Below are 11,348 nucleotides of genomic sequence, written 5' to 3' on the forward strand. Positions count from 1 at the left end.
TCATTTCAAACGTTATATTGAGGCTTGAATGGAAGATATATTATCTATCCTTTATCGCTTTTTTACAAGCCTATTCCAGTGGCAGTTTATCTATGCTTTTCTTTTAGCTATTGGAAGTGGTTTTATCTGGATTGTGACGTTGGGAAAATATCCTAACAAAAATAGACTATCAGATTACGGTGACTATATAGTAATATTGGGTTTTTTTGTAATTATTGGTATTCTCAATCTTTCATATTGGATTTGGAAATGGACTACATAACAAATCAGAGAAGCCCAATCAAAAACCCGTAGATAGATTCTTGATTAACATACACCTCTGAGATCGAACCTCCGCCCTTACCCCTTCCTCTCTTTCAACCTAAACAGCTCTTCTACAAATGCTTGAAAAGCACTCTATTCCATGGTAATATAGATACTGCATATCCAAAAAGGAGAAAAAATGAGACTGAGACCGATTTCTTTGCTGGCAATGATTTTACTGTTGTTCTACTCATCATCCTGGTGCGGCGAACCGACTTACAAGGAAGGTGTCAATACTTTCATAGAGACCGGTGTGACCCAACCGGACCGTGTACCGACCTGGTATGCCCCTATGGTCGCCATGCCCTACGCCCCCGAATTCGAGATACTTGCGACCAAGGGAACTCAAGGGCGGTACTATGGGCGTACCTATGCAGTGACCTTAAAAGACATTGTGAAATGGCACGGCCATGACTGTGAGGGCATCACCCATGTGGCCAATTGCTGTAAAACCGCTTTCAAGATCCTTTTCCCCGACGGCATCATCGACCGAAGTGTACTCAGAGGCATTTCGGGAACAAGCCCCTGCTGGTCGGACGGGCTGGCTTTTCTGACCGGGGCGCGCCTCCAATACGGCACGCTCGGGTTTTTTAAAAACAAAGACTACAGTCATGCGGTCATCCTGTACCGTGAGGACACCGGCGTCGCCGTTCTGGCGACATGGAAAAAAGGCATCAACAACATCCCTGACGAACCGGTCGTGCTTCCGGGTGCCATAACATGGAAGACCAAGGTCGACATGCAGAAGGTCATTGACCTTAAAAGAGTCGTCAAAGACGCAAAAGGAAAACCCGACCCTTACCAGGTCGATCTTCTGCGTTATTACCAGTGGCAGCATGTCAACGATATTTTAAGCCATCCGCTGGATGAAAGCTATCAGGCTGAGATTATAAAAGATTTCAAATGGGAGGAGTGGGTCGACACCACAAAAGCCGTACCCAACCCGCATACACGGAGCGATACCCGTCTTAAAAACTACCCTTACCGTGAAAGACCTGTTGTAGAAGGGAAATAGCCCCTGCTGCCTCGGAAGAGTTAAAATAACCTACTTAAATGCTCTAAAATCATAAAACTGGGCATTTACAGGGCAAAATGTGACTCTTTCAAAAATAAACAATCATTTTTTCTGTTATTTAGCATTTCAATACAGTTTTAAAGTGTTACTATGCATGTTGAATAAATAGTTAGATAACTTATCAAAGAAAACAACATGTCCAATAATAATGAGAATAAATACTTAACTGAAGGTCTGATCATAGGGGGTCTAACCCTTTTATCGTATTTAGTTACATTTGCATATCAATCAGGATATGCAATCTATTTTGATATCCCAATCCAATTAATTTCTATAAACTTAACGACCATTTTACTTTCTTGTGCCGCTTTGTTAGGTGGTGCATATTTTGTATATGTACTCTCCAACTTCATTTGGATGTTTACACCAAAAGAAGATGATCCAATATCCTTTACGATACGACGTTACATTAAAATAGTTATTATATGTTTAATCAGTTTGGCACCTTTTATTTTTCAATGGGTTGCATGGGTTGTTTTTCTGTCCGCTTTAGTATTTTTTGCATTTTTTGAGTTTATTTTTCCACTTATTACACAACGCGAGAAAGAAACATATGCTGAAAAGCTCAAATCTCAAACAGAACTTGATATTAATACCGGAAAACATATGTTGTGGCATGAAGTAGATAAAAGGCTTGGTCGTTGGCTAGTCACATCACTGGTATACGGGTACATTGCCCTTGTCTTTGCATACAACATTGGCACACAAAGAGCAGAAATGAAAGAATACTTTTACAAAATAGGAAACAATACAATTGTTTTAGCATTCTATGATGATCATATCGTGACTACAACATACGATGAAAAAACAAAAGAATTTAGTGGAAAATTAAATATTTATGGATTAGACAAAAATATCAAACTAAGTAAAGAAAAAGTGGGAAGGCTTAAAAAGCCAGAAAAGAAATAATACAGTCTAGCAAACCAAAGGAGACTAATCAAAAAGCCGCTTGCTGGTTTTTGATTAGTCATTTTAAACGTTATATAGCGAGGAAGAAAATTGTCTGAGTCTATAAAAAAACAGTCTAAGCCAATAAAGCAGCATTGGGTTCCTCGATTTTATTTAAAAGAATTTGCTACTTTAGAGACAAGGGACAAAAAAGAATCACAAGTATGGATTTTTTCAAAAAATGAAGGTGCTCCTACAAAAGTCAATATAAAAGATATTGCAGCAAAGCGTTATTTGTATTCACCAAAAGATGAAAACAACGAACGATGTTGGAAGATGGAAGATAAACTGGCTTCCCTCGAATCATTAATAAGCCAAATTTGGCCAAATTTTGCAAATGGTTTCATTGATTTAAACAATAAGGCTTTTAGAAGAGGCATTTCGTTATTTTTAGCTACGTTGCACTTACGACATCCCAAAAGACTTAATGAATATGATAAGTTACAAAAGCAACTGATTGATATTTATGACACTCTTCCTAAAGATAAAAATGGAAATCCTATGATTGGAAGTATTGAGACAAAAAAAGGAGTTTTTGAGTTTGACTCATCAGATTGGGAAAGATATTCCAATCCAACAGAATATGACAAACAAAAGTTTTTTGTTGACACAATCAAAGAATCAGCAATAGAAATCGCAGAAGCCTTCATGAAAAAACGTTGGTCAGTGATTTTTTCGGAATCAGAACAATTTATTACAACTGATAGTCCATTGATAATCTCAAATAGTATTGTTGGAAAAACTCAGAACTATGGCATCAACACAAAAGGCACAGAAATTACATTCCCTGTCAGCCCTACACGGATATTAATCCTGGATGACATGTTTGATCAACCTCATTCACAATACTATCCATTGCAAGGAAATGTTGCATTTGCAATAAACCTTCAGATATGGCAAGGTGCTCATCAATTTATGATTTCACACAGAAATCCTGATGAAGTAAATTACGAAATGATTAAATTTGTAGACAATCATGTTAAAAACATATAACAACCCTAAGAAGGCCAATCATAAACCCACTGACGGCTTTTTGATTGCTCATTTTAAACGTTAGAAAACTATTGACTAAAATCTTAAAAAGGAAAGAACTATTAATATAATAAACAATATTCATACAGCAATTAAGAAGTCTCAATTAGACCATATAAAATGGTCAGGTTATATGATTGGATGGAGTGCGGAGTATTTAATTACAACAGCCATAGCACAAGAGCTTTATAAAGTACATAAACAAGGGATCGATGGAATTTTTGTTGAATATGATATTTTTGATTTAGTAAAAGAAAACAATGGAAAAGTCCCAAAAACACTTAGAAGAGGGAGATGTGATATCTGCATAGAATTTGAAAATGATTTGCAGGCAATCATAGAAGTAAAAAATACAATATCTCAAAAAGGAAAAAAATTAAATTCTATTTTCAAAGATATAAAAAGAATAGAATATTTTTTATTGAATGATATAAGTTTTGAAAAGAGCTATGTATGTTTTATCGCTGGTGATGCACCCACAAAAGAAAAATTGATAAACAAAGTTGATACTTGGTTCAATGAGATAAAGAACGCATTTACAAAACTGGACTTTTGCGTAAGTGTGATTGCAGAAGAACATATAACAGAACAATCAGATATTATTCATTGGGCGACAGTAGTTGCTGAGATATCTAGTAAGCCCTTGGAGAAAAACAATTGACCTTGTGGGAACAACTACTTCTCAACTCAAACGTTAGTTGAAAGGAAAATATGCAAATATTTATCAAATGGATAGTTCCTATACTATTGTTAATAATTGGAATAATTTTTCAAATGATGGAAGAATATAAAACTCTTTTGATACTGCCTAGAATGGGTGCGTTGATTGTAGTTTTAGGCATTCTAATTGAAAGTAGTTATGTTTTAAGAATTGTTGGTGATAACATTTACACTGGAGTTGGAACATTAATTGAAGACAAGGTACCAGGACCAAAAACAATACAAGAACGTATTACTCGATTTGTTTACCATATTGGTTTAGTATGGGTTGTTCTGGGAACACTAGTTTGGGCTTTTGGAGATTTAGTATAAACTACATACAAATCAAAGAAGACCAATCAAAAACCCGTAGGCGAATTTTTGATTGGTCATTTTAAACGTTATAAACCATAGGAAATAGTAGTGGACACTTTAGATCAAGAATTTGAGAGAATATTGAATGATGTACTTGAAAAGTATCCAGAAAAAGCTAAAAACCTAAATATTGAAAGTATAATTTCTGATATTACCTCGAAAGCTTTTACATTAAGAAAAAAATCCCTTCTCGAATCTGCGGAAAATATGCTTCTTGAAAGAAGACAACTCGCCAAGGAATTTGTAGAACGTAATATTAACCGCTGGTCAAATGCTTTTGATATTTTAGAAATGCATATAGTAATTTGTACAGAAGCTGGTGAAGACTTTAACAATTCATATCGACCACAAGCAGTCGAGGAAAACAATCTGGTATTTGATCTTGTGGTGAGGCATCACGCAAGAGCTTGTCATATTGCCCAGGAAATTCTCTGTCTTCTCAAAAATGGTTTTGCTGATGCAGCACATGCTAGATGGCGTGCTCTTCATGAAGTTACAGCAACAGCTATGTTTATTGCAAAGCATGGTCAAGAGTGTGCAGAAAGATTTTATTTTCACGATATTGTAGATTCATACGAAGGAATGAAAGAACATAAGAAGTATGAGGATAGACTTCAAGCAAAAGGACCTAGTCAAGAAGAGATTAACGGTTGCCAAGAAGATTATAATCACCTAATCAATCGTTATGGTAAAAAATACGCAGACCATTATGGCTGGGCTTCATATTTATTTCCAAATCATGGGAAAGTTGGCTTTGCCGCTATTGAGAAAGATGTCCAACTAGATCACATGCGACCATATTACAAATGGGCGAGTCAAAACATTCATGCCAGTTCAAAAGGAATGAGCAACAGACTTGGCTTATGTGAGGCAACGGAAGATTTACTACTTGTAGGGCAAAGCAACTCAGGAATGACCGATCCAGCTCATGCAATGGCTATTAGCTTGAGTCAGATTACTAGCACTCTTTTAACACTTGAACCTACATTAGCTCATCTAGTAACAATGAAAATTATAAGTGATTTTGAGAAACAAGTTGGCAATACTTTTTTGGAAATTGATACTCAAAATGATTCATAATAATACACAACACATCAATATGAACTCCGCCTACGGAGCTTATATTGGTAAATTTAAACGTTAGACATAAGGAAGACATAGATGAGCCTTGAAGACTTCTTCGAATCCAATTATCAAACTGCATGTGAGATGCAGAGATCAATCATTAAAGATTCAAAAATGAAAGCAATAGCTGCCAAATCCATTAGGGACGAAGAACTTGTTTTATCATGGATGCGCGACTACGGCCTGTTTCAGGGTATAAAGACTGAAGATCGTAAATCTATTGTAAAAAAATACTTTTTTTTGCTTCCAGAGATTTCTAAGATGGAAAAAGGCGAGGAACGAGAAAATGTAGAAAAGTTATTTAGGCTTATATTATCCGAGTTCTATTCTACAGTTGGTCGAAAATGGCTTTCGGCTACATCTAAATTGCTCTGGTGTTCTTATCCAGACCATGTTGTTATTTATGATGCCTTTGTCGAGAGATCGCTTGTAATTCTTCAGGGCATAGTCCCATATTTGGCTTCAATGCCAAGAATTAAATCAAGCCCTAATATTAAGTCTTGGAGCGATATTGACGCAGCTATTGACTTCTATATGAATTACCAGGATATGGTCTTAGCAATAGCCAATGAACACGAAGGACAGTTGTCCAGACTTAGAAAACAATACAATGAAACATATGCCCATGATATTCGCATCATAGACAAACTTCTTTGGATGTTGGGTAATCCAAACCAAGAATTTACCTTAAACGAAGTTCAATGCAATACCTCACAAATTGTAGCACTCAAATAAATGTCTTGTGGGCATTTATTGGTGAACTCACACGTTAGATATCCAATACAAAAGTAAAATAGCGATAGGACAAAAGTGAAAGATTTTTTTGAAAATCACCGTGGAAGAAATGATATATCGATAGAGCAGCATATTCGAAGTAAACAAATTGCATTGTCCGAAAATACTCAGGGAAAATATGCAATTTACCTTGATATAAAATATTGGATTAGTCTGTGTGAAGCGAGTCTAGCTAGATCAAAATGTGATACTGATTACAAGTTGTTGAATTTAGCTACCGAATTAAATGAAAAAGGGATTGCTTTTTTCCCTATTAGTGAAACAACCTACGCTGAGTTGATGAAACAAGAAGATCATGAGACAAGAGAAAAAACATCTATACTCATTGACAAGTTAAGTGATGGAATCGCTCTTGTACCTTACGAAATCCGCATAAAAACAGAAATAGCCCACGCTATACATTATGCTATTGAACCGGAATCTATCTATCCGCTTAAGAAATTAGTTTGGACAAAAGTAAGTAATGTCTTAGGATATACTTGCCCGACAAATACAATATTTGATGAAGAAAATGAGCTTCTTATTCAAAAAGTTTCATTTGATTATTTGTGGGAGTTGAGTCTTACAGATATAACATCTGGGGACAGAGAAAATGACATTTCTCAAGAAACCACTTTTGAAGCATTATCAAATTACCTCAATGAAAACAACGAAAAATATTCTAGTGAACTTCGTAGCTATGAACAAACGTATCTAAATGAAATAGCAGGAGTTATAGATTTATTTTCAGATACCGCTCGTGAAGTAATTAATAAAATGGCTGAGCGCCGTGGTATTACAGTAGAGCAAGACCCGGATGCTGGGATGTATATCATCAATATTTTTCGTGAAGCATACCGTAAAGGAACGATCAATAAAGATGCCCCTACCCTCGACGTATTTGCACATTGTCATACTGCTGTTAGATGGAATAAAAGGCGAAAAATCAAGCCCAATGATATATTTGACTTTTATCATGCAGCCGCAGCACTTGGATATTGTGATGCTTTTTTTACAGAAAGATCATTATGTAATTTGCTTACAGAAAAAAAGACTAGCCTTGACAAAGTTCACAAGTGTAAGGTTCTATATAAAGAATCTGATGCTGTAACTTACATGCAGACATTGTTGAGCTAACAAATCAGAAGACCTAAAGGTGGCTTTTTGTCGCTGTATGGCAAAAAAACGCGAAATAATTTCATGTGTTCTCCAATCACCTAGCATATTCAATCATCACCAACTTCCAAGAAAGCCTTAAACTTATTTATGTAGATTGTCATAAGAACAGTATATATGGGTATAACAATACTGAAGCACAGTGACTCTAAAATAAACAATCAGTTTTTCTGTTATTTAATATTTCTGCACAGTATTAAAGTGCTACTATGCTCGTTGAATAAATAGTTGGATATATATAAGGAAATAGATGGATATTATTAGACCAAGATTAACAGACTATCATGGTATTCATAAAAACCAAGCAGATTTAGATTTTGCAATACAATTTTTTGATGAGGATATACCTCTATATGTTGATCCATTTTTATTATGGAAGTCTCCATCTCAACAAGACAATGCTCTACACACAACTATTACAAACTCCTTCAATCATCTAAATTACCTAATAAAAAAGAAACGAGAAGACGAAGCTTTATCAATACTTGTCGACTTGTCAGAATGTCATGAAGTTGGTTTAGGCGTATCAAAAACAAGAAAAGGGACAAAAATTAGTGAAAAACAAGCTCATGATATTTTGAGTTTATTTAAAGATATTCCAGAATACAGCCAGTTTGGATTTACACACTTTGAAATTATTCAATTATATATATCAGGAATTTCAAAAGACAGGATAAGTGATATTACATGCAACTATTTAAAGTCCTTTTTAATTGATTACACCATCGAACAATGTGAGCTAAATCGAATACCAATTGAAGGTGTAATATTAGATTCTATTTATAATTACAAAACTAATACATTAGATACAAATCAAAAGGTATATTTACCTGTCAATCCATTAACAAAAGAGCCTTTAATTTTTACGCCAAAAAGATGGTTGCGTTTTAATACATGGATTAATTATGAAGATTATTTTCAAAAATATTGCCCTAGAGATGAAATATTCAATCCAGACGAACCCGAAGAACGGGTCAAGGTTTTAAATTTTAATCGAGAAAATTATGGAACAATTGAAGGCTATATTGAATATAAAACAAAAACTTCTGAAAATTGTAAAAATGACCCATTATTTAGTCAAATTCCGGTTCTATCAGCAAAACGAAAACTAAATCAAATTTTAAAGCTAAATACGGGAAAAGAGCATGGGGCAGATATACAATATGAAGAGCTTTCTGCTTCATTGCTAGCGTCACTCTTTTATCCACATCTTGATTTTGCTCAAACACAAAGTCGAACTGAATCAGGTCGACATATTCGAGACCTCATTTTTTATAATAATCGAGATGTAGATTTTTTAGATGAAATCTTTACAGAATACAACAACAGACAGCTAGTTATTGAGATGAAAAATGTAAAAGAAATCAGCCGTGATCATATAAATCAATTAAACAGATATATGCAAGACAATATTGGTAATTTTGGAGTATTCCTTACAAGAAATCCTTTATCTAAAGCAATGTATGAAAATACAATCAATTTATGGTCTTCACAAAGAAAATGTATTATTGCCATTACAGATGAAGATTTAAAATTGATGGTTGAAGTATACGAAAGTAAGCAAAGAACACCAATTGAAGTTTTAAAGAAAAAATATATAGAGTTTAGAAGAAATTGTCCTTCTTGACATAAACAAAATAAGGAGAAGATATGAATAAAGTAGAGATTGATATATTTGAAAAACTTTCAGGTCAGTTAATAAGTGTATATGAAGAAATTTCATTATTATCTAAAAAAAGTCCTAATGATGCGGTTAATAAGTTTAAATTAAAATTTTTGAATAAACTTATTAGTGATAGCAATAAATTTCTTTCTGATAAATATAAACCCTTTGATGATTTTAATATTTTTAATGAAGATGATATACCACAAAATAGTGATGTAGTATTCATACTATCACAATACATCCAATGTTTTGAAAAACTCAGATCAGATAATGTTATTGTAATGCATGGAAATTGGTATTGGGATACAGACGATGAAATTAAAGTAAGAACAGTAAGACCACAAAAATTAAAGGGTTAAAAATGGGAAAATTATATTATACAACTAAAGAAAAAGTACAAAACTATGATACAACAATGCCTCTCTTGGAAGCTATGTATTCTGAATTTAAAGAATTGTCTAAAAAAAAACCTGATGCTGCCGTAAGCAAAAGTAAAATCAAAATAGCAAATAGGTTACTCGATAAAGTAAGAACTGTACTAGAAGACTCAACTTCTATAGAGTTTTTAGATTTACTTGATGAAGATGATGTGCCACAAGTTAGTGATGTCACACTAATATTATCTCAATATGTAGCATCAATGGAAGCATTTTATAAAAGACATTATGGATATTATGAGAATAAACACCAGTGGTTAATAAAGTAAATATCCAACAAAGCCTAGCAGTGAACGCACAGCGTCACTGAAGTCAAACGTTAGACACACGCAGAGGAAACATGATTTATGAAATTATATAAATTTAGAGCATTAGAGACGGATAAAGATTTCACAAGAGTAAAAGATATTATTGAGAATGGATTTTATTGTAATGATATCTTAGGATTTAATGATATGAACGAAGGTGTTTATATAAATAATCCTAGCAATAAGAAGATCACTTTATCAGAAAAACAAGAATATAAAATTTGTTCTTTTTCTGGAGTAAGAGCCTTAAAGAGTGAATTAATGTGGGGGCACTACGCCAATACTGGGAGAGGTGTTGTTATAGAAGTTGATGTTGAAAATATTCATAATATAAAAGAAATTAACTATGGTAGTAACGAGAACTTAAATACAATAGAAGAGATTCTTACAAATAAATCAAAAGAATGGATTTATGAAGATGAATATAGGTATCTATCAACGGATGATTTAACTAATAATAAAGTTAAAATAGGAAATATTTGTAAAATTTATTTTGGTACACCTTATGAGAATTTATTAAATTATCAAGATGTTAAAGAAAAGCATGATAATTTAAAAAAATACCTTGCACAAAAAGAAAAACTAAAAAAATTCTGTATTGGAAAAAATATAGATTGTGAAGATTTTAAGTTTTAAAGTCTAACAAAACTTTGGAGAGAAATAAGTTACCCTAGAGGGAAACTTATTTCTCAAGTCAAACGTTATCTATTCATATAAGAATATTCTATGTCAAAAAGTTTTTTAATCAGTATGATTTTAGTTGTCGTATGGGTAATTTCCATGTATCTTTTTCCTGAATTCTATTCAAAAGTGATTCGATTTTACATGCATAATACATATGTACTGATTATAGTAATGGATCTAGGATTCTTAGGTATTTATATTGCATCAAAATACAATTTAAAAATTCAACAAAATATATTTTTATCCTTTTTTTATTCCTGATCGGTTTTGCAGCTTTACTCTTTACATGGTATTTCAATAATAGATGTGTCACAGATATTTCTAAATATACACTAGGCTTAGTCATGTATGGATATATAGCATATAAACAAAAGCAAACTAGGGGTCGGTGATACCTATACTCCTTACTTTTTCATCACTCTTCCCGGAACCTCTAGTTCCCTCTAAAAACGGATAAGGCTTTACAATTTTCACCAATCAAGATAATATTGAAAACATCTATTGATAGTTCGACCAATGGTTTCATTCCACTTTTTGATTGGTCATTTTAAACATATAAGTAAGAAGGAGAGTCTATGCCTGACAACACTCAAAGACTGCTTATTTTCGGGATGGTCTTGTTTCTAATCGGCCTGCTTTCGGGGCTGATCGTCGCTGAAATGCCAAATGCGAGAATGGGTCTGGCGGCCCATTTGGAAGGTGTTATGAACGGCATGTTTCTTATTGCCGTCGGGCTTTCCTGGAAA

General features: G+C 33.7%; 13 protein-coding genes. All 13 read left to right on the forward strand.

Annotated elements, in window-relative coordinates; all coding sequences use genetic code 11:
• Window positions 1–28: 28 nt before the first annotated feature.
• The 13 genes from ABYK33_RS09495 (at window position 29) to ABYK33_RS09555 (ending at window position 10,554) form a co-directional block, all read left to right on the forward strand.
• The gene (locus ABYK33_RS09495; RefSeq protein WP_373032917.1) at window positions 29–262 is read left to right on the forward strand and encodes a hypothetical protein; all 234 of its coding nucleotides are present in this window, start codon (window positions 29–31) and stop codon (window positions 260–262) included.
• Between the two features lie 180 nt (window positions 263–442).
• Window positions 443–1,318 (forward strand): formylmethanofuran dehydrogenase subunit E family protein, encoded by an 876-nt coding sequence (locus tag ABYK33_RS09500; RefSeq protein WP_373032918.1) that lies wholly within the window; start codon window positions 443–445, stop codon window positions 1,316–1,318.
• 195 nt (window positions 1,319–1,513) lie between these two features.
• Complete coding sequence (locus tag ABYK33_RS09505; RefSeq protein ID WP_373032919.1) at window positions 1,514–2,287, forward strand: hypothetical protein; 774 nt, start codon at window positions 1,514–1,516, stop codon at window positions 2,285–2,287.
• 90 nt (window positions 2,288–2,377) lie between these two features.
• Window positions 2,378–3,319 carry a DUF4238 domain-containing protein gene (locus ABYK33_RS09510; RefSeq protein WP_373032920.1) on the forward strand — a complete coding sequence of 314 codons (942 nt, stop codon included), beginning with the start codon at window positions 2,378–2,380 and terminating at the stop codon, window positions 3,317–3,319.
• Between the two features lie 172 nt (window positions 3,320–3,491).
• Window positions 3,492–4,019, forward strand: a complete 528-nt coding sequence (locus ABYK33_RS09515) for a hypothetical protein (protein ID WP_373032921.1) — start codon at window positions 3,492–3,494, stop codon at window positions 4,017–4,019.
• Between the two features lie 50 nt (window positions 4,020–4,069).
• A complete protein-coding gene (locus ABYK33_RS09520) occupies window positions 4,070–4,390 on the forward strand; it encodes a hypothetical protein (protein WP_373032922.1) in 321 nt (106 codons plus the stop codon).
• A gap of 90 nt (window positions 4,391–4,480) precedes the next feature.
• A complete protein-coding gene (locus ABYK33_RS09525) occupies window positions 4,481–5,512 on the forward strand; it encodes a DUF5677 domain-containing protein (RefSeq protein WP_373032923.1) in 1,032 nt (343 codons plus the stop codon).
• 81 nt (window positions 5,513–5,593) lie between these two features.
• A complete protein-coding gene (locus ABYK33_RS09530; protein WP_373032924.1) occupies window positions 5,594–6,292 on the forward strand; it encodes a hypothetical protein in 699 nt (232 codons plus the stop codon).
• 75 nt (window positions 6,293–6,367) lie between these two features.
• On the forward strand, window positions 6,368–7,468 hold the full coding sequence (locus tag ABYK33_RS09535) for a hypothetical protein (RefSeq protein ID WP_373032926.1): 1,101 nt from the start codon (window positions 6,368–6,370) through the stop codon (window positions 7,466–7,468).
• A 289-nt stretch (window positions 7,469–7,757) separates the two neighbouring features.
• Window positions 7,758–9,134, forward strand: coding sequence for a hypothetical protein (locus ABYK33_RS09540; protein WP_373032927.1), 1,377 nt, complete (start codon window positions 7,758–7,760; stop codon window positions 9,132–9,134).
• A gap of 23 nt (window positions 9,135–9,157) precedes the next feature.
• Window positions 9,158–9,532 carry a hypothetical protein gene (locus ABYK33_RS09545; protein ID WP_373032928.1) on the forward strand — a complete coding sequence of 125 codons (375 nt, stop codon included), beginning with the start codon at window positions 9,158–9,160 and terminating at the stop codon, window positions 9,530–9,532.
• Between the two features lie 2 nt (window positions 9,533–9,534).
• Window positions 9,535–9,879, forward strand: a complete 345-nt coding sequence (locus tag ABYK33_RS09550; protein WP_373032929.1) for a hypothetical protein — start codon at window positions 9,535–9,537, stop codon at window positions 9,877–9,879.
• A 78-nt stretch (window positions 9,880–9,957) separates the two neighbouring features.
• Window positions 9,958–10,554: a DUF2971 domain-containing protein gene (locus tag ABYK33_RS09555; RefSeq protein ID WP_373032930.1), complete on the forward strand. Its 597-nt coding sequence runs from the start codon at window positions 9,958–9,960 to the stop codon at window positions 10,552–10,554.
• Window positions 10,555–11,348: the final 794 nt, after the last annotated feature.

Source organism: Sulfurovum sp. (assembly GCF_041562805.1).
Taxonomy (GTDB): domain Bacteria; phylum Campylobacterota; class Campylobacteria; order Campylobacterales; family Sulfurovaceae; genus Sulfurovum.

Excerpts from the sequence above, each read along its gene's own strand:
- ABYK33_RS09495 (WP_373032917.1), top strand. The coding sequence starts at position 29 with ATGGAAGATATATTATCTATCCTTTATCGCTTTTTTACAAGCCTATTC.
- ABYK33_RS09500 (WP_373032918.1), top strand. The coding sequence starts at position 443 with ATGAGACTGAGACCGATTTCTTTGCTGGCAATGATTTTACTGTTGTTC.
- ABYK33_RS09505 (WP_373032919.1), top strand. The coding sequence starts at position 1,514 with ATGTCCAATAATAATGAGAATAAATACTTAACTGAAGGTCTGATCATA.
- ABYK33_RS09515 (WP_373032921.1), top strand. The coding sequence starts at position 3,492 with ATGATTGGATGGAGTGCGGAGTATTTAATTACAACAGCCATAGCACAA.
- ABYK33_RS09520 (WP_373032922.1), top strand. The coding sequence starts at position 4,070 with ATGCAAATATTTATCAAATGGATAGTTCCTATACTATTGTTAATAATT.
- ABYK33_RS09530 (WP_373032924.1), top strand. The coding sequence starts at position 5,594 with ATGAGCCTTGAAGACTTCTTCGAATCCAATTATCAAACTGCATGTGAG.
- ABYK33_RS09540 (WP_373032927.1), top strand. The coding sequence starts at position 7,758 with ATGGATATTATTAGACCAAGATTAACAGACTATCATGGTATTCATAAA.
- ABYK33_RS09545 (WP_373032928.1), top strand. The coding sequence starts at position 9,158 with ATGAATAAAGTAGAGATTGATATATTTGAAAAACTTTCAGGTCAGTTA.
- ABYK33_RS09550 (WP_373032929.1), top strand. The coding sequence starts at position 9,535 with ATGGGAAAATTATATTATACAACTAAAGAAAAAGTACAAAACTATGAT.
- ABYK33_RS09555 (WP_373032930.1), top strand. The coding sequence starts at position 9,958 with ATGAAATTATATAAATTTAGAGCATTAGAGACGGATAAAGATTTCACA.